The following is a 23,050-nucleotide window of genomic DNA, read 5'->3' on the forward strand; positions in this document are numbered from 1 at the left end:
AAGCAGAAGACGGCATACGAGATAGGAGTCCGTCTCGTGGGCTCGGAGATGTGTATAAGAGACAGCCCTACCCCCCCGCCGCGCTCTTGTCCTGCTGTACCGCGTGGTGGACGGCGCGGGACGTCCAGCACTCCTTGGCCAGGCCGCGCAGGGCACGCCGGTGCGGGCGTCCGGCCGCGCCGGGCAGGAGCCTGGCGTCCAGGTCACAGGCCGCCACCTGCGCGGCCAGCAGCCGGTCACGCCACCCGGGCAGCCCGGCCTCGACGGCTGCCGTGAAACGGGCCCGGGCCGGCCCCGTGAGGTCCACCGGCCCCACGGGGAACCGCTCGTAGGGGAACAGGCCCAGGGCCCGGTGGGTCTCCCTGCGCAGTGCGCCGCGCTTCTCCAGCACGCGCAGGCACAGCTCGTGCAGGGAGCGGCCCGCGCCGTGGACCCAGCGGTGCGCCTTGACGCCCTTGCCGCCCTTGGCAGGGGCGGGCAGTGCCGCCAGTGCGCCGTCCCATATCGCGTGGCCCAGCGGCAGCGGATTGGTCACCGTGATCCGGTCACCGCGCTCCACGGTGATCCGCCCGGCCGCCTCCAGGTCCGCCAGCGCCGCGCCGGCCAGCCCGTAGTGCAGGTATTTCGGGTTGGTCAGGGGGCGGCCGCGCACCGGGTCGAGGCCGAGGAGGAGCAGTTCCTCGGGGAGGGTGAGCGGGGCGCCGGTCATGTCGCGTCGCGGGCCGGGAGCGTGGGCGCGGGCAGGATGCGGCCGGTGACCTCGCCCAGACCGATCCGGGCGCCGTCCGGGCCGGGCGCCCAGGCGGTGAGGGTGACCTCGTCGCCGTCCTGGAGGTAGGGGCCCTTGCCCTGGGTGAGTTCGAGCAGGCAGCCGAGCTGGTCGGGCTCCGGGCCGGAGACCGTGCCGGAGGCGAACAGATCGCCGGTGCGCAGCGAGGCGCCGTTGACCGTCATATGGGCCAGCTGCTGGGCGGCGGTCCAGTACATGGCGGAGAAGGGCGGGCGGGAGACCGTCTCGTCATTGATCCGCACCTCGATCCGGATGTCGATGCCGCCCGGTTCCACGCTTGCGTCGTCGAGGTAGGGCAGCAGTGGGTGGTCGCGGGTGGGCGGGGGCGTACGGGCGTGGTCGAGGGCGTCGAGCGGGGTGATCCAGGCGGAGACGGAGGTGGCGAAGGACTTGCCCAGGAACGGGCCGAGCGGGAGGTACTCCCAGGCCTGGATGTCGCGCGCTGACCAGTCGTTGACGAGGCAGACGCCGAAGACGTGGTCGCGGAAGGTGTCGAGGCCGACGGGTTCGTGGAGGACGGAGGGGGTGCCGACGACGAAGCCGACCTCGGCCTCGATGTCGAGGCGGGTGGACGGGCCGAAGACGGGGGCGTCGTCGGTGGCGTCCTTGCGCTGCCCGTTGGGGCGGACGACCGGGGTGCCGGTGGCGACGACGGTGCCCGCGCGGCCGTGGTAACCGATCGGCAGGTGCTTCCAGTTGGGCGGCAGGGCCGCGCCGTTGGGGCGGAAGATCCGGCCGACGTTCGTGGCGTGGTGCTCGCTGGAGTAGAAGTCGACGTAGTCGGCGACCTCGAAGGGGAGGTGCAGGGTGACCTCGGCCAGCGGGTGGAGCAGGGGGGCGACCTCGTCGCGGTGCGTGGGGTCGGTGACCGCGCTGTGGACGGCCGCGCGGATCTGCTGCCATACGGGCCGGCCGGCCGCCAGCAGCGGGTTGAGGGTGGGTGCGGTGAGCAGCTCGGCGTGCGGGTGGATGGCGGCGGGCAGGGCGCTGGGCAGTGCGCTCAGGTCGAGGACGTGACTGCCGTAGCGGACGCCGATCCGGTGTTGTCCGGGTGCGTCGGTGGTGCTGAAGACGCCGTAGGGGAGGTTGTGCGGGCCGAAGGGATCGCCTTCCGCCAGGTCGAACGGGCTCTGCTCGGGCATGGACAGCTCCTCGCGTTCGTCGTCGCCGGTGAGCGGCCGGTCCGGCCGGGGCGAGGGGCCCCGGGCCGGTGGCTCGGTGATCAGAGTACGGCTGGGGGCGGCGCGGCGAAGGAGCCTGTGGATAACTTCCGAAAGGCGTGGTCGGCGCGGTGAGCGGTAGGGCGGGGACGGCCCTTGCGCGGCTCAGGAAGGCCCGTCGGACGCCTCCGGCGGACATGCCGGACCGGCGGGCGGGTGAGGGCGCCGGCGGGGCGGGCCGGGACCAGCCCGAGTGGGGAGGCGGGAGGCGAGGCGGCGTCACGGCAGCGGGGGAGGCCCGGCGCGTCGGGTCCGCGGGGGGTGTGAACGGCGCGCGGCGTGGTGGGGTGGTGGACGGGCACGTGGTCCCGCACGCCCCAACTCCTGGCAATGTCCTGAAAAGCCTTGCCGCACTGCGCAATTCGGGCCTAGCTTCCTTTCCTGGCACGGGCCGGGGCGGGACCGTTCCGAGGGGGGACACGTGGCTCGCAGTGGCGCACGGCTCGCGGTCGACCGGAGCGTTCCGGGCCTGATCGTGAAGATCGGTGCCTACCCCCTGCATCACGGCGGTGTGGGCGCCATCCGCAGCCTGGGCCGGCTGGGCGTCCCCATGTACGCGGTGACGGAGGACCGTTTCACGCCCGCTGCGGCCTGCCGCTATCTGTGCGGCCGCTTCGTCTGGCCGACCACGGGCCGTGAGGAGCCGGAGCGGCTGGTCGCGGGGCTGCTGCGGATCGGGCGCCGGATCGGCCGGCCGGCGGTGCTGCTGCCCACCGACGACGAGGCGGCCGTGCTGATCGCCGAGCACGCCGAATCGCTCGCCGGATCGTTTCTGTTCCCCCGGCCGGCACCCGGCCTGGCGCGCCGGCTGGCCAGCAAACAGGGGCTGCACGAACTGTGCGCCACGCACGGCGTCCCGTCGCCGGCCGCCTTCTTCCCCGCGTCGTACGCGGACGTCGAGGCGTACGCCGGGCGGGCGCGCTTCCCCGTGGTGGCGAAGAACCGGGAGGCGTTCGTCCGGCGCAGCCGGCCCGCGGTCGCCGGTACCACCCGGATCGCAGGGCCGGAGCATCTGCTCGATCTGGCCCGGGACTGGGGCCCGCGGCCCGCCGTGGTCCTGCAGGAGTACCTGCCGCGGGAGCAGGCCGAGGACTGGATCGTGCACGCCTGCTTCGCGGCGGACGGCGCGCCGCTGGCCCTGTTCACCGGGGTCAAGGTGCGCTCGTGGCCGCCGCACGCGGGCATGACGGCCTGTGCGTGGGTGGTCGACAATCCCGAACTGGCGCGGCAGGCCGCGCGGTTCGCCCGCCGGATCGGGTTCGCCGGGACCGCCGACCTGGACTGGCGGTTCGACCGGCGCGACGGCCGGTACAAGCTGCTGGACTTCAACCCCCGTATGGGCGCGCAGTTCCGGCTGTTCGAAACCACGGCCGGTATCGATGTCGTCCGCGCCCAGCATCTGCACCTCACGGGGCGCGCCGTTCCCGAGGGCGTCCAGCGGGCCGGGCGCCGCTTCGTCGTCGAGAACGTCGATCTGCCGGCCCGTCTCGCCTACGGGAGTGGCGGTGGCGGTGGGCCGCACGTACCGGCGCGGCCGCGCGGTACCGAGACGGCGTGGTTCGCCGCCGACGATCCGCTGCCGTTCCTCGCCATGCTGGCGCGGTCCGCCGTGCCGGGCGCCCGGCACCTGTGGCAACTGCACCGGGCGGCCCGCCGGGCGGCCACCACCCCGCCCCCGAGGCGCGACGCACCACCTGGTCGGCCCCCGAGGCGCGACGCCCCACCCCGGCAGGCACCCCCGAGGCACGAGCCACCACCTGGGCACGAGGCACCACCGAGGCAAGGGGAGGAACCGCAGTGAGCACTCCGGTAGCGGTCATCGGGGCCGGTCCCTACGGCCTGTCGACGGCGACCCATCTGCGGGCGCAGGGCGTGCCGGTGCGGGTCTTCGGCCGCCCGATGGCCAGCTGGCAGGAGCAGATGCCCGCGGGCATGCTGCTGAAGTCGACACCCGTGGCGTCGAGCATCGACGTCCCGTTGGAGGGCCATGCCCTCGCCGACTACTGCGCCGCGGTGGGCGAGCCGCGGTACGAGTCGGACTGGGACCTCCTGCCCGTCGAGACGTTCGTCCGTTACGGGCGGTGGGTGCAGCGGCGGCTGCTGCCCGATGTGGAGCCGGTCCGGGTGGTGTCGGTGGACAGGCGGGCGGACGGTTTTGAACTCAAGCTGGACAGCGGCGACCAGGTGGCTGCCCGGGCCGTGGTCGTCGCCACCGGGCTGAGCGGGCTGGCGCATCTGCCCCGCCGCCTGGCTGCCGCGGTTCCGGACGGGCCGTCCGCCACCGGGCCGGTCTCGCACAGCTCCCAGCACCACGACCTGGCCGCGCTGGCGGGCCGGGACGTGGTGGTGGTCGGTGCCGGGCAGTCGGCGTTGGAGAGCGCGGTCCTGCTGGCCGAGGCGGGCGCGGCCTCCGTACGGGTCGTGGCGCGCGGGCCCGCCGCGGTGGGCTTCGGGGCGCCGCCGGACCGCCAGCCGCGGCTGCGGCCCGCCTCGCCGTTCGGCAACGCCTGGTCGCTGTACGCGCTGACGCGGCACGCCGGGGCATTCCGGTTTCTGCCTCCGCCGGTGCGGCGCGCCCTGGTGCGGCGGGTGCTCGGTCCGCTCGGCGCGTGGTGGCTGCGGGACCGGTTCACCGGCCGGGTGCGGGTCACGCAGGGCCGGCGGATCGTACGGGCCACGGTCCGCGACGGCCGCCCCGTACTGGCGCTGCGCGGGGCCGACGGGCACGGGGGCGAGCTGGCCGCGGACCACGTGCTGGCGGCGACCGGCTACCGGATGGACCTGGCGGCGCTGGACTTCCTCGGGCCGGGGCTGCGTACCGGGATCGTCGCGCGGGCCGGCGGTCCTCTTCTGGATGCCGGGTTCGGCTCGTCGGTACCGGGGCTGTACTTCACGGGGCTGCCGGCCGCCGCGTCGTTCGGCCCGGTGATGCGCTTCGTGTGCGGGACGGCCTTCGCCGGGCCGCGGCTGGCCAGGGCGGTGGCGCGGGCATACGGCTGACGGCCCGTGGGGGGCCGGTGGCGTCGCGTCGCCGGTGAGGTGCGCGGGTCGCGAAGATGGCTGAAGTGCGTGTGGTCCGGGTGGATATCCGGCTCATCGGTAACCCGTGTGCCTGCTGGGATTCGCGGGGTTCCGCCGGCCTCCGCCGGGCCCGCACTCCGACGTCAAAGCCACGCCAAAGCGTGATCAACGGTGATCAACAAGGTGTCGGGCCGGGCGTTGCTGTGCTTCCCGGGCGGTTCGGGGGGCGGGCGCTCACGGTGATCGAACTGCGACCGGATACGCTGGCCAATGGTGGAGACAGCGACAGATCGACATTCAGTTTGATCGTCAGCAGACAGGAGTACCCCTCGTGACCGTCGTCGGGCCCTTCGGGCTGAGCGTGCGGGACCAGGCTCTTGAGGCCGATGTCCAGGCCGGGTTGGCGGCTGTCGAGGAGGGCCTGCTGGAGGCCACCAAGAGCGACGTGCCGTTCATCACCGAAGCCGCGCAGCATCTCGTGCGCGCGGGCGGCAAGCGGTTCCGGCCGCTGCTGGTGATGCTGGCCGCCCAATTCGGTGACCCCTACAGCCCGGGCGTGGTGCCCTCCGCCGTCGTCGTGGAGCTCACGCATCTGGCGACGCTCTACCACGACGACGTGATGGACGAGGCGGAAGTGCGCCGCGGGGTGGCCAGCGCCAACGCCCGCTGGGGCAACTCCGTCGCGGTGCTGACCGGCGACTTCCTCTTCGCCCGCGCCTCGCACATCCTCGCCGACCTCGGGCCCGAGGCCGTCCGGATCCAGGCCGAGGCGTTCGAGCGCCTGGTGACCGGCCAGATCCTGGAGACCGCCGGACCGCGCGACGGCCGCGACCCCATCGACCACTACCTCGACGTCCTCGCGGGCAAGACCGGCTCCCTGGTGGCCGTTGCCTGCCGCTTCGGCGCCATGATGTCGGGCGCCGAGGAGTCCATGGCCAACATCCTCACCCAGTACGGCGAGCGGCTGGGCACCGCCTTCCAGCTGGCCGACGACGTCCTGGACATCGCCAGCGACTCGCACGAATCGGGCAAGACGCCCGGGACGGACCTCCGCGAGGGCATCCCGACGCTGCCGGTACTGCGGCTGCGGGCCCGCGCCGAGAGCGACGCCGGCACGCCCGAGGACCGGGCGCTGTGCGAACTGCTCGCCGGCGATCTCACCGACGACGTCCGGCACGCCGAGGCGCTCGCCGGGCTGCGTGCCCACCCGGCCCTCGAAGAGGCCCGCCGGGACACCGTCCGCTACGCGGAGGAGGCCCGCGCGACGCTGGCGCCGCTCCCGTCGTGCACGTCCAAGGTGGCCCTGGAGGGCCTCTGCGACGCGGTGGTCCACCGGGCGGGCTGACACCCCCTAAGGGTTCGCCCCCCTCTTCTCAGGGTTCGGTCAACCCCAGGTCGTACGGGTTGCGTCGTGCGGTGACCGGGCGTCATACCTCAGCAGTAGGACGAGTTGGACCCGCGGGCTGACGCGATGCGCCGCGCGAATTGGTGAGATGGGAGACACCACAGCGCGGCGGTCAGGCCACAATGAGCCCCAGGGGAGGGCGAGTGGACAGCTCGGCGGCCGCCGCAGACGACGGAGGTAGGCAGATGCCACGGTACGAACCGACAGAGGTCACCGGCGAGACGGACGGGGGACGCTCCCCGAAGCGCCGGAAAGCGGTGCGGTACGCCGTACCGGTCGCGGTGGCGGGGGTGGCGGCGGCGACGATCGGGCTGGTCCCGGCATTCGCCGGATCGGGTTCCCCGGACCTGCCGAAGATCTCGGCCCAGGACCTCATAGCCAAGATCGCCAAGTCGGACGTCCAGCAGCTGTCCGGCACGGTCCGGGTCAGCACGGACCTCGGCCTGCCGTCCCTGCCCGGCGGTATGGCGGCCGGCGGCTTCGGCGGCGGCCAGGGCGGCGAGAAGGGCGGGCACGGCCAGGACGGCGCGTCCGCGGCCCCCCAAAGCAAGCTGATGGAGCTGGCGTCCGGTGCGCACACGCTCCGCGTCGCCGCCGACGGGCCCGAGAAGCAGCGGGTGTCCATCGTCGACAAGGCCGCCGAGTACAGCCTCGTCCACAACGGTAACGAGGTCTGGGCGTACGACAGCGGCAGCAACACCGCGGTGCACAGCACCGCACCCGACGCCGGCCGGCACGGCACGCACAAGCGGGCCCCTAAGGGCCTTCCGGGCGACCTGAAGAACGCCACCCCGCAGGACCTGGCGAAGAAGGTCCTCCAGGCCGCCGGTGACACCACCTCGGTCACCGTCGACGGCACCGCCCGGGTCGCCGGACGGGACGCCTACCAGCTGCTGATCAAGCCCAAGCAGGCCGCCTCGACGGTCGGCTCGATCCGGGTCGCGGTGGACGCCGCCAACGGCGTCCCGCTGAAGTTCACCCTGACCCCGAAGAGCGGCGGCGCGGCCGCCATCGACGTCGGCTACACCAACGTCGACTTCGCCAAGCCGGCCGCGGACCTCTTCTCCTTCACGCCGCCCAAGGGCGCCAAGGTCGTCGACGGCGACAAGCAGCGGGCGACGGCCCAGCGCGAACACGGCAAGAGGTTCAAGGACTTCGGGTCCCGGAAGGACGCGAAGGACCTGCGGAAGGACTTCGGCGGGCTGAACGTCATCGGCAAGGGCTGGACGTCCATCGCCACCATCAAGGGCGCCGGCGGAGGACTGCCCTCCGGCAAGGACCAGGCCACCGCCGGTGACGCCGGGAAGTTCCTGGACAGCCTCGGCGAGAAGGTCAGCGGGTCGTTCGGCTCCGGCCGGATGTTCAGCACCCGCCTGGTCAACGCCCTGATAACGGACAACGGCACGGTCTACGTCGGTGCCGTCGACAAGCAGGCCCTGATCCACGCGGCCGACGCCGCGAAGTAACGGGCCCCTCAAGCGCGGGACCGCCGTGCCGCCCGCCCGGGCGGGGCGGTGGCCCGTGGCCCAGCCGTACGACATGGGGGAGCCGATGCCACAGCAGCCCGCCACGGGCCCCGGCGGCATGCCGCCCGCAGGGGAGTGGGCGATCGAGACGCGGGGGCTGACCAAGGCGTACCGAGGGGGTCAGCTCGCGGTCGACGGGCTCGACCTGGTCGTGCCGCGCGGCAGCGTCTTCGGGTTCCTCGGGCCCAACGGCTCCGGCAAGACCACCACCATCCGGATGCTGATGGGCCTGATCGACGCGACCGCCGGCAGCGCCCGGGTGCTCGGGCAGCCGATGCCCGCCGCGGGCCGCCGGGTACTGCCCAAAGTGGGAGCGCTCATCGAGGGCCCGGCGCTCTACGGCTACCTCAGCGGCCGGGAGAACCTCCGGCGCTTCGACGCCGCCGACCCGGACGCCGATCCGCGTACCCGCGACGCGCGGGTGGACCGCGCCCTGGAGCGGGTCGGCCTCGGAGCGGCGGCGTCGAAGAAGGCGCGGGCCTACTCCCTCGGCATGAAGCAGCGGCTCGGACTGGCCGCGGCGCTGCTGCAGCCCCGGGAGCTGCTGGTGCTGGACGAGCCGACCAACGGCCTGGACCCGCAGGGCATGCGGGAGATCCGCGCGCTGGTCCGTGAGCTGGCCGCGGACGGCACCACGGTCTTCCTCTCCTCGCACCTCCTCGACGAGATCGAGCAGGTCTGCACCCACGCGGCGGTGATGGCCCGCGGCCGGTTGATCACCCAGGGCACGGTCGCGGACCTCTCCGCCACGGTCCTCGGCTCGCCCGGACCCGGCCGGCTGACCGTCACCACCCCGGACCCGGCGGACGCGGTCCGGGTGCTGAAGGAGCACGGCCTGACCGGCCTTCAGACCACCGACGACCGGGTCACGGGCGAGCTGCCGGAAGCCGACGACGGGACCGGCCCGCCGGAGCTCGCCGACATCAACGCCGCGCTGGTGCACGCCGGGGTCCGGGTGCGCGGCTTCGGCACCGAACGGGCCACGCTGGAGGACGTGTTCGTGCAGCTGACCGGGGAGGGCTTCGATGTCGCAGGCTGAGGGCGTGCTGCGCCGGCCCCGACCGCTGTGGTCGCTGGGCCTGCTGCGCAGCGAGATCACCACGACCTTCCGACGCTGGCGGACGCTCGCCCTGCTGGCGGTGCTCGCGGGCGTACCGGTGCTGGTCGGCATCGCCGTCAAGATCGAGACGGGGGACGGCGGTCCGGGCGGCGGGGGCGGCCAGGGCGGCCCGGCGTTCATCTCCCAGGTCACCCACAACGGCCTCTTCCTGGTGTTCACCTCGCTCGCGGTGACGCTGCCGTTCTTCCTGCCGATGTCCATCGGCGTGATCGCCGGCGACTCCCTGGCCGGGGAGGCCCACGGCGGCACCCTGCGCTACCTCCTCGTCGCACCCGCCGGCCGCACCCGCCTGCTGCTGGTCAAATACGCCACCACCCTGACGTTCTGCCTGGTGGCCACCCTGGTCGTGGCGCTCTCCGCGCTGGCCACCGGGGCGCTGCTCTTCCCGCTGGGCGAGGTCACTCTGCTGTCCGGGACGTCCATATCCTTCGGCGAGGGGCTGCTGCGGGCGCTGGCCATCGCCGTGGTGGTGGCGCTGTCCCTGATAGGCCTGGCCGCCGTGGGCCTGTTCGTCTCGACGCTCACCAGCAGCGGTATCGCCGCGATGGCGACCACGGTCGGCCTGCTGATCACGGTGCAGATCCTGGACACCATCCCGCAGCTCAGCGCCGTCCAGCCGTATCTCTTCCCGCACTACTGGCTGTCGTTCGCGGACCTGCTCCGGGACCCGGTCTACTGGGACCAGCTGCAGAAGAACCTCGGCCTGCAGGCGCTCTACGCCGCGGTGTTCGGCTCGGCGGCCTGGGCGCGGTTCACCACCCGCGACATCACGGCGTAGGGCCGGTGGCGTCCGCCGGCCCGGTGGCCGCGGTCTCCGTCGCCGACGCCCGCGCGGCCCCGGCCGGCGGAGGCCCGGCCGGCGCGGGTCCGGTCGCTGCGGTCTCGGCCTGAGGTGCACCGGACTGAGGGCCACCGGACTGCGGGGCACCGGACTGCGCGATCCGCGCCGCCCGGGCCTGCTCCGCGGCCGCCTCGCCCGCGCGGGCCGCGGCATCGGCCAGCGCCACCCGGGCCCGCCGCGCCGTGCGCAACGCGTCCCAGGTCAGCACCGCGAGCGCGACCCACACCAGCCCGAAGCCGGCCCAGCGCTCGGCCAGCATCTCCTCGTGGAAGACGGTGAGACCCAGCGCGAACTGGAACGTCGGCGCCAGGTACTGCATCATCCCGATCACGGTCAGCGGCAGCCGGACCGCCGAGGCACCGAAGCAGATCAGCGGCACCGCGGTCGCGACCCCGCAGCCGGCCAGCAGCAGCGCCTGGCCCACCCCGCCGCTGACGAAGACCGACTCACCGCGCGCCCCGAGGTAGATCAGGAAGCCCAGCGCGGGCAGCAGCTGCATCGCCGTCTCCGCGCTGAAGCCCTCGATGCCGTCGAGCTTGATGCCCTTCTTGACCAGCCCGTACGTCGCGAAGGTGAAGGCGAGGCCGAGTGCGATCCAGGGCATCTTGCCGTAGGCGACGGTCATCACGACGACGGCGAGGGCCCCGACGCCCACCGCCGTCCACTGCAGCGGCCGCAGCCGCTCGCGCAGGAAGAAGACGCCGAAAGCGATGCTGACCAGCGGGTTGATGAAGTAGCCGAGCGAAGCCTCCAGGACATGACCGGAGTTGACCGCCCAGATGTAGAGGAACCAGTTCGTCGAGATCACCAGCGCGCAGACCAGCACCAGCGCCAGCCGCCTGGGCTGCCGCAGCAGCGGCCGTATCCAGGCCCAGCGGCGCATCGCGGCCAGGATGACGACCGCGACGGGGAGCGACCACGCCATGCGGTGCGCCAGGATCTCCGACGGCGAGGCGGCGTCCAACAGATGCCAGTAGAGGGGCAGCAGGCCCCACATGGTGTAGGCGGCGATGCCGAAGACGAGGCCGGCGCGCTGATCGCTTCGAGACTGCAAGAGGCCCTCCTGGTTGTGCTGCGCCGGCTCAGGTGACGGTCGACCTTGTGAAGGTAGCGCCGGAACGGGCCGCGTGTCATGTGTGTATGCAAAAAACGGTGATGACAGACAACGCCGCAGCTCGGATGCAGGTCGGACTCAGGTCACGCGGGATGGGCGTGGGGTGGGCAGGGGGTGGGCGCGAGAGGGCCGCCCGCAGCGGCCCGCAGCCGCGCAAGCCCCAGCGACCCCGCAGCCGCGCAAACCGCAGCGGCCCCGCAGCCGCATCGGCCAGCCGCGCAAGCCGCAGCACCCCCGCAGCCGCGCAGCCCCTCTCAACCCTCCAGCCGCGCCAGTGCTTCCGCGATGGCCTCGGTGATCGGGGTGGTGGGGCGGCCGATGAGTCGGGAGAGGTCGCCGGGGGTGGCCGCCAGTTCGCCGCGGGCGATCGCGGCGTCCGCCTCGGCGGCCGTCCGCGCGCCCAGCGCCGGCATGCCTGCCTCGATCATCCGCGCCACGTACTCCTTCTGCGGCAGGTCGCGGTACGGGATCCGGCGGCCGGTCTGCCGGGACACCTCGGCGGCGTACTCGGCCATCGACCAGGCGGTGTCGCCGCTCAGCTCGTAGACGGTGTTCTCGTGGCCGGTGCCGGTGAGCACCACGGCGGCCGCCTCGGCATAGTCCCGGCGGGCGGCGGTGGCCACCCGGCCCTCGCCGGCGCAGCCGAACACCGCGCCGTTCTTGAGCGTGGTGGCGAGCGCCCCGGTGTAGTTCTCGTGGTACCAGCCGTTGCGCAGCAGGCAGTACGGCACACCCGAGGCGAGCAGCGCCTGTTCGGTGGCGAGGTGTTCCTCGGCGAGGGAGAAGGTGGCGGTGGGGCCGCCCAGCACGCTGGTGTACGCCAGCAGCGCCACACCGGCCTCCCGGGCCGCGTCGATCACCGGGCGGTGCTGGGTGACCCGCTGCCCGGCCTCGTTCCCGGAGATCAGCAGCAGCCGGTCGCCGGCCGCGAAGACGCCCTCCAGGGTGTCGGGCCGGCCGTAGTCCGCGGCCCTGACCTCGATGCCGCGCGCCTGAAGATCGGCGGCTCTGGCCGGCTCCCGGGTGAGGCCGACGATGCCGGCCGGGGCGGTGCGGGTGAGCAGTTCCTCGATGACGAGCCGGCCGAGCGCTTCGGTGGCGCCGGTGACGACGATGCTCATGTTCTGCCCCCTGGTTCGGAGGCCGCCAGCATGGCACCCGTACCGGACGCGCAGAAGGGACGCGCGCCGGAAGCCGGAGCCGAGCCCCGGAACGGCGGGTGCCCGTAGGCGGGACGCCGTACGACGCCTCCCCTACGGGCACCCGCAAGAGGTCCCGAGCAGCTGCTGAGCAGCCGCAGGTCCTCCGCAGCTCTTCAACAACTCTCCGGGCAGGAACAACTCTCCGGGCAGGTCCTCAGCCGACGACCGTCCAGGTGTCGGTGCCGGTCAGCAGGGCGGCCAGGTCGCCCTTGCCCTTCTGCTCGACGGCGGTGTCCAGCTGGTCCGCCATCAGCGTGTCGTAGACCGGCCGGTCGACGTTGCGCAGCACACCGATGGGGGTGTGGTGCAGGGTGTCGGGGTCGGCGAGCCGGGACAGCGCGAAGGCGGTGGTGGGGGAGGGGCTGTGGGCGTCGTGCACCAGCACGCCGTCGGCGCCCTCCTCGGCGACGTCGATGATCTTGAGGTCGCCGGTGGCCGGGTCGCGGACCACGCCCTTGGAGCCGAGACCGTCCTCGGCCGGCGTGCCGAAGCGGATCGGCTGGCCGTGCTCCAGGCGGATGACGGCCTCCTGGGCCTGCTCCTTGTCCTTGAGCGCCTCGAAGGCGCCGTCGTTGAAGATGTTGCAGTTCTGGTAGATCTCGATCAGGGCGGTGCCGGGGTGGTCGGCGGCCGCGCGCAGCACCGAGGTGAGGTGCTTGCGGTCGGAGTCGATCGTGCGGGCCACGAAGGTCGCCTCGGCGCCGAGGGCCAGCGAGACCGGGTTGAACGGCGCGTCCAGGGAGCCCATCGGGGTCGACTTGGTGATCTTGCCGACCTCGGAGGTGGGGCTGTACTGGCCCTTGGTCAGGCCGTAGATCCGGTTGTTGAACAGCAGGATCTTGAGGTTGACGTTGCGCCGCAGGGCGTGGATGAGGTGGTTGCCGCCGATGGAGAGCGCATCGCCGTCACCCGTGACGACCCAGACGGACAGATCGCGCCGCGAGGAGGCCAGGCCGGTGGCGATGGCCGGGGCGCGGCCGTGGATGGAGTGCATCCCGTAGGTGTTCATGTAGTACGGGAAGCGGGAGGAGCAGCCGATGCCGGAGACGAAGACGATGTTCTCCTTCGCCAGGCCGAGCTCGGGCATGAAGCCCTGCACGGCGGCGAGGACGGCGTAGTCACCGCAGCCGGGGCACCAGCGCACTTCCTGGTCGGACTTGAAGTCCTTCATGGACTGCTTGGCCTCGGCCTTGGGCACCAGGGAGAGCGCCTCGGGGTGTGAGGCCCGCTCCGAGATCGTCTCAGTCATTGATGGCCTCCTTAAAGACCTCCGCGAGCTGCTCGGCCTTGAACGGCATTCCGCTGACCTGGGTGTGCGACCGCGCGTCGACGAGGTACTTGGCGCGCAGCAGGGTGGCGAGCTGTCCGAGGTTCATCTCCGGCACGATCACCTTGTCGTAACGCGCCAGCACCTCGCCGAGATTCCGCGGGAAGGGGTTGAGGTGGCGCAGATGGGCCTGCGCGATGCGCTCCCCTGCGCCCCGTACGCGCCGTACCGCGGCGGTGATCGGGCCGTACGTCGAGCCCCAGCCCACCACGAGGGTGCCGGCGCCGCGGCCGCCGTCGTCGGTGGGGTCGTCGACCTCGATGTCGGGGACCTCGATGCCGTCCACCTTCGCCTGGCGGGTGCGCACCATGAAGTCGTGGTTGGCCGGGTCGTAGGAGATGTTGCCGGTGCCGTCCTGCTTCTCGATGCCGCCGATGCGGTGTTCCAGGCCCGGTGTGCCGGGGACTGCCCAGGGGCGCGCGAGGGTGTGCTCATCGCGCTTGTAGGGCCAGAACACCTCGGTGCCGTCCACCGCCACGTGGTTGGGGCCGGAGGCGAACTGCACGCGCAGGTCGGGGAGTTCGGTGACCTCGGGGATCCGCCAGGGCTCGGAGCCGTTGGCCAGGTAGCCGTCGGAGAGCAGGAAGACCGGGGTCCGGTACGTCAGCGCGATGCGGGCCGCCTCCAGTGCCGCGTCGAAGCAGTCGGCGGGCGTCTTCGGCGCCACGATCGGCACCGGCGCCTCGCCGTTGCGGCCGTACATCGCCTGCAGCAGGTCGGCCTGCTCGGTCTTGGTCGGCAGACCGGTCGAGGGGCCGCCGCGCTGGATGTCGACGATCAGCAGCGGCAGTTCGAGACTGACCGCGAGCCCGATGGTCTCGGACTTCAGCGCCACGCCCGGGCCGGAGGTGGTCGTCACCGCCAGCGAGCCGCCGAACGCCGCGCCCAGCGCCGCGCCGATACCGGCGATCTCGTCCTCCGCCTGGAACGTCCGCACACCGAAGTTCTTGTGCTTGGACAGCTCGTGCAGGATGTCGGAGGCCGGGGTGATCGGGTACGAGCCCAGGTACAGCGGCAGGTCGGCCTGCTGGGAGGCGGCGACCAGGCCGTAGGACAGCGCGAGGTTGCCGGAGATGTTGCGGTAGGTGCCGGTCGGGAACGCCTTGGTGGCCGGCGCGACCTCGTAGGAGACCGCGAAGTCCTCGGTCGTCTCGCCGAAGTTCCAGCCCGCCCGGAACGCCGTGACGTTCGCCTCGGCGATGTCCGGCTTCTTGGCGAACTTGGCCCGCAGGAACTTCTCGGTGCCCTCGGTCGGCCGGTGGTACATCCACGACAGCAGCCCCAGCGCGAACATGTTCTTGCTGCGCTCGGCCTCCTTGCGGGAGAGCCCGAAATCCTTGAGCGCCTCGATGGTCAGCGTCGTCAGCGGCACCGGGTGGACGTTGTACGCCGACAGCGAGCCGTCCTCCAGCGGGCTGGTGTCGTAGCCGACCTTCGCCATCGGGCGCTTGGTGAACTCGTCGGTGTTGACGATGATCTCCGCGCCCCGCGGGACGTCCGCGAGGTTCGCCTTCAGCGCGGCCGGGTTCATCGCGACCAGCACGTTCGGAGCGTCACCGGGCGTGAGGATGTCGTGGTCGGCGAAGTGCAGCTGGAAGCTGGAGACACCGGGCAGAGTCCCGGCGGGAGCCCGGATCTCGGCGGGGAAGTTCGGCAGCGTCGACAGGTCGTTACCGAACGACGCCGTCTCCGATGTGAACCGGTCCCCGGTGAGCTGCATTCCGTCACCGGAGTCACCGGCGAACCGGATGATCACCCGGTCCAGGCGCCGGACTTCTTTGCCCTCGCCGCCACTGCCGGAGGAGCGCTGTCCCCCGACGAGCGCTGCGTCGGCCTGCTCGGCTGGGCTACTGACCTGGCTGGTCACTGCTTCGGACCTCCCTCTAAGGGGTGCGGCGTCCCCGCCGGAGGCAGGGCTCGGGACGTGTCGTACCGACCGGTTGTCCCATAACCATCGTACGTGGGTAAGGGTGCCCTTCCCTGGGTCGATCACATGGTGGACGTCACCATGAGACACCGATCTGGTGCGTTTTGTCATGAAATCACCGCCCCCGTGACCCCTTCTTCATGACGCTCCGGACTCCGCCCCCGGTTCTCCGCCCCAGGGCCCCGGTCCGGCGGTGAACACCCCGTGAACTGGACGTCTGACAGCCTGTCAGGTACTCAGGAATTGAGATAGGTCAGGACGGCGAGCACTCTGCGGTGATCCCCGTCACTCTGCGCCAGGCCCAGTTTCAGGAAGATGTTGCTGACGTGCTTCTCGACCGCGCCGTCGCTGACCACCAGCTGACGGGCGACGGCGGAGTTCGTCCGGCCCTCGGCCATCAGCCCCAGCACCTCCCGCTCCCGCGGCGTCAGACGCGCCAGCACGTTCTGCTTGCGGCTGCGGCCCAGCAGCTGTGCCACCACCTCCGGGTCCAGGGCCGTACCGCCCCCGGCGACCCGCACCACCGCGTCGACGAACTCACGGACCTCGGCCACCCGGTCCTTCAGCAGATAGCCCACCCCCTGGGTCGACCCGGCCAGCAGCTCCGTGGCGTACTGCTCCTCGACGTACTGCGAGAGCACCAGAACCCCCAGGTCGGGGTGGTCCCGGCGGAGCCGGATCGCGGCCCGTACGCCCTCGTCGGTGTGCGTCGGCGGCATCCGCACGTCCGCCACCACCACGTCCGGCAGCGCGCCCTCGTCCGCCAGCTCCCCGATCACCTTGATCAGCGCCTCGGCGTCCCCCACACCCGCCACGACCTCGTGCCCCCGGTCGGTGAGGAGCCGGGTCAGGCCCTCCCGGAGCAGCACCGAATCCTCGGCGATGACCACCCGCACCTTGTCCTCCACGGATCCCCCATGCCTCATAAGCGCCCGCCCTGTCGGGCCCCAGCATCTCAGGATCCGGACGGGGTGGGGGAGGTGGGCGGGGCGTACGAGGTGGGTGGGGCGACCGGTGTGGGCCCGGGGCGGGCGCGGCTCCCGGGGCGGCGGGCCGGGGTCAGCCGCGCCAGGGCAGTTCGGCGGTGATGTGCGTCGGGCCCCCGACCGGGGAATCGACGATCAGCAGGCCCTCGACGGCGGCGAGGCGTTCGGCGAGTCCGGCCAGCCCGGTCCCGTCGTCCGTATGGGCGCCGCCCCGGCCGTCGTCCGTCACCAGGACCATCAGCCGGTCCCCGGTGCGCCAGACGTCCAGCGTGGCGCCGGTGGCCCGGGCGTGCTTGGAGACGTTCTGCAGCAGCTCGGACGCGGTGAAGTACGCGATGCCCTCGATCGCCGCGGCCGGCCGGTGGTCCAGGTCCACGGTCACCGTCACCGGGACCGTGCAGCGCGCGGCCAGCGCCGACAGCGCCGGGCCCAGCCCCCGGTCGGTGAGGATCGCCGGGTGGATGCCGCGGGCCAGGTCACGCAGCTCCTGGAGGGCGATCTTCACCTCGCCGTGCGCCTCGTCGACCATCTTCGCGGCGGCCTGCGGATCCTCCGCCAGCTTCTCCTTGGCCAGGCCCAGGTCCATCGCCAGCGACACCAGCCGGGCCTGCGCCCCGTCGTGCAGATCCCGCTCGATGCGCCGCAGATCGGCGGCCGCGGTGTCCACCACCACACCGCGGTCCGACTCCAGCTGCGAGACCCGGGTGGCGAGGGACGAGGGCCCCAGCAGACCGTGCACCAGGAGTCGGTCCACCTGGGTCAGCCCGCGGATCACCCACGGCCCGGCCAGCACGAGCAGCAGCCCGGCCCCGCTGACCAGCCCGATCTCCACCGGGGTGTCGACGTAGCGGCCGTTGCCCAGGCCGTCGCCCCACAGCTGGATGCCCGGCCGCCCCAGGTACGCGGGGAAGGTCCACCGCCACAACGGGTACGTCAGCAGCGTCCAGCCGAGCGTCCAGAACGTCAGCGAGACGATGAAGGCGAAGATCGCCCACGGGAAGCGCAGCAGGCAGTACAGGAGGTGCCGCCAGGACACCCCGCTCTTCAGGACGGCCCCGATCCACGCCATCAGGCCCGGCTTCGCGGGACGCACCGGCTCCGGGGTGGCCACCTCCAGCCCCAGCAGCGCCCGGGCCCGCGCCCGCTCCAGGCCGCCCAGCCCCCGGGCCCCGGCCAGACCGCCGGCCAGCACCGGGATGCCGAGGAACGTGACCAGCAGGCCGGCGCCGACCGCGAGCACCCCGACCGCGTAGACGAACAGCAGGCAGGCGATCGGATAGCCGAGGAGGAGGTACAGGAACTCCCGCCAGGTGCGCCCGGAAAAGGGGGCGCGCAGCGCCACCGGCACCCGGGAGGGGCGGTGGCGGGACTGCGGGGTGTGTGCGAGGTCCATCGTCTCGTCGTCCGTTCTGCCGGGGGGCCGGGTTCTTTCCGCTTCAGCACGCCTGATTCCGCCGTGACCAGCGTCCGCGACCCGCCCCTCCTCCCACCATGAGGCTGCTCGCAGTCCGTTCCGGGGGATATCCCCACCCCCGGGCCGCGGGCCCGGCACGATCCGCAGGTCAGCGGGGCTTCCGCGCCCGCTCGGCGGGCGGCCCGGACGCCGCCCCTCCGGTCGCGGACGCGGGCCGTGCGCCCGCGCCCGGCCGGTCCCGCCACGGCAGTTCCGCGGTCACCCGGGTGGGCCCGCCGTCCGGTGAGCTGAGCAGGAACACCCCGTCCACCGCCCCCAGCCGTTCGGCCAGCCCGGCCAGCCCGCTGCCGCCGTCCAGCCGCGCCCCGCCCTTGCCGTCGTCCCCGACCTGGATCAGCAGCCGGTCCGCGGACCGCCACACCTCCACGGACGCCTGCCGGGCCGCGCTGTGCTTGGAGACGTTCTGCAGCAGTTCCGAGACGGTGAAATACGCGATGCCCTCGATCGCCGGCGCGGGCCGCTCGTCCAGATCCACCGCCACCGTCGCGGGAACCGTGCAGCGGCCGGCCAGCGAGGTCAGGGCCGGCCCCAGCCCGCGGTCGGTCAGGATCGCCGGGTGGATGCCGCGCGCCAGGTCCCGCAGCTCCTGCAGTGCCAGCTTCACCTCGCCGTGCGCCTCGTCCACCATCGACGCCACGGTCTCGTCGGCCCGGCCCTCCAGCAGCTTCTCCTTCGCCAGGCCGAGCCCCATCGCGAGCGCCACCAGCCGGGCCTGCGCACCGTCGTGGAGGTCCCGTTCGATACGCCGCAGATCGGCGGCCGCGGTGTCGGTGACCGTCATCCGGTCCACCTCCAGTTCGGCGATCCGCCGCTCCAGCTCGTCCGAGGGCGACAGCAGCCCGCGCACCATCGCCCGGTCCACGTTCGCCAGCCCGCGCGCCACCCAGGGCAGCACCGGCCAGCCCACGACGAGCGAGACCAGCACGACCGCGAAGGTGAGCACGGACCACGGCAGCCGGACGAACGCGAACAGCGCGTGCCGCCAGGCGACCGGGTCCGCAAGGCCGGCCCGCAACCACGGGAAGAACCCGTTGTCGAGCGGGCGCAGCGGGCTCGGCTCGGCGACCCGCACCCCGAGCAGCGCCCGCGCCCGGGCCCGCTCCAGCCTCCCGTACCGGCGGCACGCCTTCAGGCCGAGAGCCAGCAGCGGCAGCCCGATGACGGTCACCGAGAGCCCGGTGCCCAGCGTCAGCCACACCGCCAGCACCACGAACGCCGCGACGCCCAGCGGCAAGTTGGCCAGCAGATGGCCGATCTCCCGCCAGGTCGCGGCGTCGAACGGCGCTCGCGGCGGCGGAGGTGACACCTCGTCAAGGGCGTCGTCGGCGGCACGGGGTCGGGAACTCACGGTCATGCGCCCAGCCTGCCCGGCCGCGGCCCGCCGTGCCATGGGGTGGCCGGGGCGGTGGCGGTGGGGTTTTCCCCACCCCGCGGGCCGGGCCGGGCGACGGACCGCCGCGCGTCTCGTGCCGCGGACCTTCCCGCAGGTCATCGGCGCGAGGCAGGGAGCGAGCGGGAAGGCGACCCGATCCGCGACCCGATCCGCGAGCCGGTACGGGGCGTTGGTGCAGGTTGATGCCGGTCTCGTTATCCACAGCGGTGGACACGGCGCGCCGGCGGGACCTTATTGTGTGGCGATGCACAACGGGAGGGGCGAGTGGCGATGGCGCGGGGCGACGACGGCCTGGTGGTGACGCCGGGATCCGCCGTACGGCAGCCGGCTGACGCGGCGCCGCACGCCACAGGCACGGTGGCCGCCTCCCTCGACGTCCGCGGCTGGGGCTGGGGCGACCGCAGCAGGACGTGGACGGCGGCGACGGCGAGCGTGCTGCTCGCGGCGGTCGCCGGGGTCTGTGCGCACAGCTGGTTCGGGGACGGCGCCGCATCGGTGACCGGTATCGCCGCTGTCGTGATCGCCGGGGCCGGAGCGGCCGTCGGCGCGCTCGCCGGGAAGGACGGCCAGCGTTCCCCGGGTGCCGTACGGAGCGGGCAGCACGGGCCCGCGGCCGCCCTGTTGCTGCTCGGCGGCACCCTCGGGGTGGCCGCCGCCTGGCAGGCCGCCCCCGGTGGCGGCGCCCGGCTCGCCGCCGTCGGCCTCACCGCCGCGGCCGTGCTCGCGCTCCTCGGACTCTCTACGGCCGCGGGCCGCGCGGCCCTGACGGGCGCCGCATCGGTGGTGCTCGCGGTCGGCGGGTGGGAGCTGGGACTGGCGCTGACCACCCCCGCCCGTACGGGAGTTGCGCTCGCCTTCGTCTCCGTACTGGTCCTCGGGTACCTCCCCCGGCTCGCCCTGATGACGGCCGGACTGACCCGGCTCGACGACCAGCGCTCCGGCGGCACCCCGGTCAGCCGCCACCAGGTGGGAGCCGCACTCGGCGGCGCACACCGGGAGCTCTCCCTGGTCACGGTGGCGACGGCCGTCTCGGCGGGCGCGGGCGGGGTGCTCGCGGTGCAGACCCCCGGCCTGTGGACGGTGCTCGCGGCGCTGCTGCTGAGCGTCGTCCTGTGCTCGCGGGCGCGGGCGTACCCGCTGGCGGTGGAGGTCGTCGCGCTGCTCGCGGCCGGCCTGGCGACAGCCGTCCGGCTGGTGCTGCTCTGGGCCACCGACGGCGGCGCCCCGGCGCCCGCGCTGGCCGCCCTCGGACTGCTGGCGGTGCTGCCCGCCGTGGTCCCGGCGATACGGATGCCGGAGCCGCTGCGGACCCGGCTGCGGCGCTGGCTGGACCTGGTCGAGTCGTTGAGCATGGCGGCGCTGATCCCGGTGGCCCTGGGCGCCTTCGGGCTCTACGGCCTGCTGTCCGGCGCGTCCTGATCCGGAGGGATGACGACATGTCGGCTTCGGGAGCGCCCTCGGGAGCGCCTACGGGCGGGCCTGCGGGGGCGGGCGGGGAGGCGGGGGCGGATGGGTGCCCGTGGCCGGGTGCGGGCCTGCGCGCGGATGCGGGACCGGCTGCGGATGCGGGCATGTATGCGGGCATCTATCAGGAGACGGGGGCGCGGAGAGTCGGGGGAGCTGGGGGAGCGGGGGAGCACGGGGGCGGGACCGGACGGCAAGCAGGAGGGGACGTGGACGCGGTGACGACGAGGGAAGGGGCTGCGGGGGCGAGTACCGGCGCCCTTCCGGCGGCCGGGTCCGGGCTGACGGCCGAGTCCGTCCCGGGGGCTGAGTCCGTGCCGGCGGCCGGGCCCGTGCCGGTGGCTGAACAGCGAGCGGGACATGGTCAGGCGGCTGCGGGCGGGCAGGTGCCGGGCGGCGGGGAGGCTCCTGGTGGTGCCGCGGGTGCCGGGCCGATGCCTGCCCCGGCGCAGCCTGCCGTAGCCCCGTCACTGTCCGCAGCATCCCCGCAGATGCCCACCACACCCCCTCACGCGCCCGCCGCACCCCCACACGCGCCCACAGCACCCCCGCAGGCGCCTGGGCCGATGCCGGTGTCCGGGGCGATGACTGCGCCCGGCCCCATGCCTGCTTCCGGGATGGCGCACGCTTCCGGGACGGCGCACGCTTCCGGGCCGGTGTCTGCCACCGGCCCGATGCCGGTGCAGCCGACCGCTGACACCACCTCCGACCCGGTCGCCAACCCCGGCACCAGCCCCGTCTACACCCCCACTCCCCTCTACAGCCCCACTCCCGTTTACACCCCCACTCCCGGCCACAGCCCCACACCCACGCCCGCCCCCACCACCGACCAGGCCCCCGCTTCCGCGCCTGCGGCTGCGCCTGCTCCTGCTCCTGCTCCCGGACGGTACGGGCGGTCGGGGCCCGGGCTGCCGGCGCGGACGCCGGTCTCCGTGCCGCTCCTGCCGCCGGAACTGGCCGACGGCGGGCCGCGGCCGCGCCGTGGCGACCCGCTGGCCCGGCGTGCGGGCCGTGCGCTGCGCCGCGTGTTCGCCTCCTCGCCGGCCGCCGAGACGGCCGCCGTCACGCAGGCCGCCTACGCCATCCAGCAGCCGGTGACGACCGGCCGGCAGATAGCCGTGTCCAGCATCCGTGGGGGCGCCGGCAAGTCCACCGTCGCCGCCCTCCTGGCGCTCACCTACGCCCACTACCGGCCCGACCCCGTGCTCGCCGTGGAGGCCGACCCCGCGCTCGGCACGCTGCCCCACCGCCTCGGTGCCCGCGAGGTGCGCTGGTCCGGGACGGACCTGGCACAGATCGTCGATCCGTCGATGCTGATCACCGACCTGACCGGCTATCTGCTGCCGTTCGCGGGCGGCGGCTGGCTGCTGCCCGGCAGCCAGGGCTCCATCGGCGCCCGCCTGGACCTCGACACGTACCGCATCGTGATGACCTCCCTGCGACGGCACTTCGCGGCCACGGTGGTGGACTGCGAGACGCTGCCCGCCGAGGTGGCGCGTACGGCGCTGGTGACGACGCAGGCGCGGGTGCTGGTCACCCCGGCGACCCCGGAGGGCGTCGCGGCCACCCGTTCCGTACTCAACTGGGTCGGCGGGCTGCACCCCGGCCTGCTGCCCACCACGGTCGTCGTGCTCACCCACTCCTCGCCCGACAGTGGCGTCGACGTGCGCAAGGCCGCCGACCACCTCGGAGCCGGTGGGGCGGCGGTGCTGCCGCTGCCGTACGACCGCCATCTGGCGGCCGGCGGTGCCATCCGGACCGAACTGCTCGGGGAGCGGACGCGGGAGGCGGCGGCCCGGATCGCGGCCGAGGCGATGGACCGCGCGGTGTCCCGGGACCCGGTACGCCGCCAGCACCAGGCACGGCAGCCCGCCCACCAGCCGGGCCAGCCGAGCCAGTCGGCCCACCAGCCGAGCCAGCCGAACCAGCAGGCACAACAGCTGAGCCAGCAGCCGCCGCAGCAGAACGGGCACACGCAGCACCGGCATCCGGCGCCGCCTCAGCCGCAACAAGCAGCTGCGCCCCACCAGCCGCCATCGGTGTACGCACCCCCTGCCGCGCCCCCTACGGCACCCCCGGTCCAGGCCCCGGCCCCGGTCGCAGCGCCGGCCGCGCCCCCGAGCCCCGCTCCGGCGCCCCCCGCCCCCGACCGGCGCAGCCCCTTCGACGGTGGCCCGATCCACTGATCGGGACCATCGGGACCTTCATGTCCCGGGATCTTCGTGACCCGGGGGCCCGTT

General features: G+C 73.5%; 17 protein-coding genes. 8 read left to right on the forward strand and 9 right to left on the reverse strand.

The window, feature by feature from the left end; translation table 11 throughout:
* Nucleotides 1–67: 67 nt before the first annotated feature.
* Both IG62_RS0116975 and fahA read right to left on the reverse strand, forming a co-directional pair.
* The gene (locus tag IG62_RS0116975; protein ID WP_030802993.1) at nucleotides 68–709 is read right to left on the reverse strand and encodes a GOLPH3/VPS74 family protein; all 642 of its coding nucleotides are present in this window, start codon (nucleotides 707–709) and stop codon (nucleotides 68–70) included.
* On the reverse strand, nucleotides 706–1,932 hold the full coding sequence (gene fahA / locus IG62_RS0116980; protein WP_030802996.1) for a fumarylacetoacetase: 1,227 nt from the start codon (nucleotides 1,930–1,932) through the stop codon (nucleotides 706–708). Before fahA ends, IG62_RS0116975 begins: the two co-directional genes overlap by 4 nt.
* Before the next feature lie 499 nt (nucleotides 1,933–2,431).
* Here fahA and IG62_RS0116985 point away from each other — a divergent pair, with 499 nt between their 5' ends.
* The 6 genes from IG62_RS0116985 to IG62_RS0117010 all read left to right on the forward strand — a co-directional run bounded on the left by IG62_RS0116985 (nucleotide 2,432) and on the right by IG62_RS0117010 (nucleotide 9,860).
* Nucleotides 2,432–3,811: an ATP-grasp domain-containing protein gene (locus IG62_RS0116985; protein WP_234326579.1), complete on the forward strand. Its 1,380-nt coding sequence runs from the start codon at nucleotides 2,432–2,434 to the stop codon at nucleotides 3,809–3,811.
* The gene (locus tag IG62_RS0116990; RefSeq protein ID WP_030803002.1) at nucleotides 3,808–5,010 is read left to right on the forward strand and encodes an FAD-dependent oxidoreductase; all 1,203 of its coding nucleotides are present in this window, start codon (nucleotides 3,808–3,810) and stop codon (nucleotides 5,008–5,010) included. The genes IG62_RS0116985 and IG62_RS0116990 overlap by 4 nt, the downstream gene beginning before the upstream one ends.
* 352 nt (nucleotides 5,011–5,362) lie before the next feature.
* Entirely contained in the window at nucleotides 5,363–6,376 is a 1,014-nt protein-coding gene (locus tag IG62_RS0116995) for a polyprenyl synthetase family protein (RefSeq protein ID WP_030803005.1), read from the forward strand.
* Nucleotides 6,377–6,621: 245 nt separating this feature from the next.
* Nucleotides 6,622–7,902 (forward strand): LolA family protein, encoded by a 1,281-nt coding sequence (locus IG62_RS0117000; RefSeq protein ID WP_030803008.1) that lies wholly within the window; start codon nucleotides 6,622–6,624, stop codon nucleotides 7,900–7,902.
* Nucleotides 7,903–7,987: 85 nt separating this feature from the next.
* On the forward strand, nucleotides 7,988–9,001 hold the full coding sequence (locus IG62_RS0117005) for an ABC transporter ATP-binding protein (RefSeq protein ID WP_051798182.1): 1,014 nt from the start codon (nucleotides 7,988–7,990) through the stop codon (nucleotides 8,999–9,001).
* Entirely contained in the window at nucleotides 8,988–9,860 is an 873-nt protein-coding gene (locus IG62_RS0117010; protein WP_030803014.1) for an ABC transporter permease, read from the forward strand. The genes IG62_RS0117005 and IG62_RS0117010 overlap by 14 nt, the downstream gene beginning before the upstream one ends.
* On the opposite strand, the gene rarD is transcribed toward IG62_RS0117010, so the two are convergent.
* From rarD to IG62_RS0117045, 7 genes are all read right to left on the reverse strand, one after another.
* Nucleotides 9,850–10,977 carry an EamA family transporter RarD gene (rarD, locus tag IG62_RS0117015; protein ID WP_078872050.1) on the reverse strand — a complete coding sequence of 376 codons (1,128 nt, stop codon included), beginning with the start codon at nucleotides 10,975–10,977 and terminating at the stop codon, nucleotides 9,850–9,852. The genes IG62_RS0117010 and rarD overlap by 11 nt on opposite strands.
* A 314-nt stretch (nucleotides 10,978–11,291) precedes the next feature.
* Nucleotides 11,292–12,158 (reverse strand): SDR family oxidoreductase, encoded by an 867-nt coding sequence (locus IG62_RS0117020; protein WP_030803020.1) that lies wholly within the window; start codon nucleotides 12,156–12,158, stop codon nucleotides 11,292–11,294.
* A gap of 235 nt (nucleotides 12,159–12,393) precedes the next feature.
* Nucleotides 12,394–13,488, reverse strand: coding sequence for a 2-oxoacid:ferredoxin oxidoreductase subunit beta (locus IG62_RS0117025; protein WP_030803023.1), 1,095 nt, complete (start codon nucleotides 13,486–13,488; stop codon nucleotides 12,394–12,396).
* A complete protein-coding gene (locus tag IG62_RS0117030; protein WP_030803026.1) occupies nucleotides 13,481–15,433 on the reverse strand; it encodes a 2-oxoacid:acceptor oxidoreductase subunit alpha in 1,953 nt (650 codons plus the stop codon). Before IG62_RS0117030 ends, IG62_RS0117025 begins: the two co-directional genes overlap by 8 nt.
* 296 nt (nucleotides 15,434–15,729) lie before the next feature.
* On the reverse strand, nucleotides 15,730–16,389 hold the full coding sequence (locus IG62_RS0117035; protein WP_030803029.1) for a response regulator transcription factor: 660 nt from the start codon (nucleotides 16,387–16,389) through the stop codon (nucleotides 15,730–15,732).
* Between the two features lie 163 nt (nucleotides 16,390–16,552).
* Nucleotides 16,553–17,872, reverse strand: coding sequence for a sensor histidine kinase (locus IG62_RS0117040; RefSeq protein WP_030803032.1), 1,320 nt, complete (start codon nucleotides 17,870–17,872; stop codon nucleotides 16,553–16,555).
* A 169-nt stretch (nucleotides 17,873–18,041) separates the two neighbouring features.
* Nucleotides 18,042–19,307, reverse strand: a complete 1,266-nt coding sequence (locus IG62_RS0117045; RefSeq protein WP_051798172.1) for a sensor histidine kinase — start codon at nucleotides 19,305–19,307, stop codon at nucleotides 18,042–18,044.
* Between the two features lie 309 nt (nucleotides 19,308–19,616).
* Here IG62_RS0117045 and IG62_RS0117050 point away from each other — a divergent pair, with 309 nt between their 5' ends.
* Complete coding sequence (locus IG62_RS0117050) at nucleotides 19,617–20,765, forward strand: hypothetical protein (protein WP_030803038.1); 1,149 nt, start codon at nucleotides 19,617–19,619, stop codon at nucleotides 20,763–20,765.
* A 701-nt stretch (nucleotides 20,766–21,466) separates the two neighbouring features.
* Nucleotides 21,467–22,996, forward strand: coding sequence for a hypothetical protein (locus IG62_RS41970; protein WP_234326581.1), 1,530 nt, complete (start codon nucleotides 21,467–21,469; stop codon nucleotides 22,994–22,996).
* The last annotated feature ends 54 nt before the right edge of the window (nucleotides 22,997–23,050 follow it).

Origin of the sequence: Streptomyces sp. NRRL S-337 (assembly GCF_000720175.1) — a bacterium.
Taxonomy (GTDB): domain Bacteria; phylum Actinomycetota; class Actinomycetes; order Streptomycetales; family Streptomycetaceae; genus Streptomyces; species Streptomyces siderophoricus.

What these genes read in the sequence shown, in the direction of transcription:
- IG62_RS0116975 (WP_030802993.1), bottom strand. Translation starts at nt 709, where the DNA reads ATGACCGGCGCCCCGCTCACCCTCCCCGAGGAACTGCTCCTCCTCGGC.
- fahA (WP_030802996.1), bottom strand. Translation starts at nt 1,932, where the DNA reads ATGCCCGAGCAGAGCCCGTTCGACCTGGCGGAAGGCGATCCCTTCGGC.
- IG62_RS0117000 (WP_030803008.1), top strand. Translation starts at nt 6,622, where the DNA reads ATGCCACGGTACGAACCGACAGAGGTCACCGGCGAGACGGACGGGGGA.
- IG62_RS0117005 (WP_051798182.1), top strand. Translation starts at nt 7,988, where the DNA reads ATGCCACAGCAGCCCGCCACGGGCCCCGGCGGCATGCCGCCCGCAGGG.
- IG62_RS0117010 (WP_030803014.1), top strand. Translation starts at nt 8,988, where the DNA reads ATGTCGCAGGCTGAGGGCGTGCTGCGCCGGCCCCGACCGCTGTGGTCG.
- IG62_RS0117020 (WP_030803020.1), bottom strand. Translation starts at nt 12,158, where the DNA reads ATGAGCATCGTCGTCACCGGCGCCACCGAAGCGCTCGGCCGGCTCGTC.
- IG62_RS0117025 (WP_030803023.1), bottom strand. Translation starts at nt 13,488, where the DNA reads ATGACTGAGACGATCTCGGAGCGGGCCTCACACCCCGAGGCGCTCTCC.
- IG62_RS0117040 (WP_030803032.1), bottom strand. Translation starts at nt 17,872, where the DNA reads ATGGACCTCGCACACACCCCGCAGTCCCGCCACCGCCCCTCCCGGGTG.
- IG62_RS0117045 (WP_051798172.1), bottom strand. Translation starts at nt 19,307, where the DNA reads ATGACCGTGAGTTCCCGACCCCGTGCCGCCGACGACGCCCTTGACGAG.
- IG62_RS0117050 (WP_030803038.1), top strand. Translation starts at nt 19,617, where the DNA reads ATGGCGCGGGGCGACGACGGCCTGGTGGTGACGCCGGGATCCGCCGTA.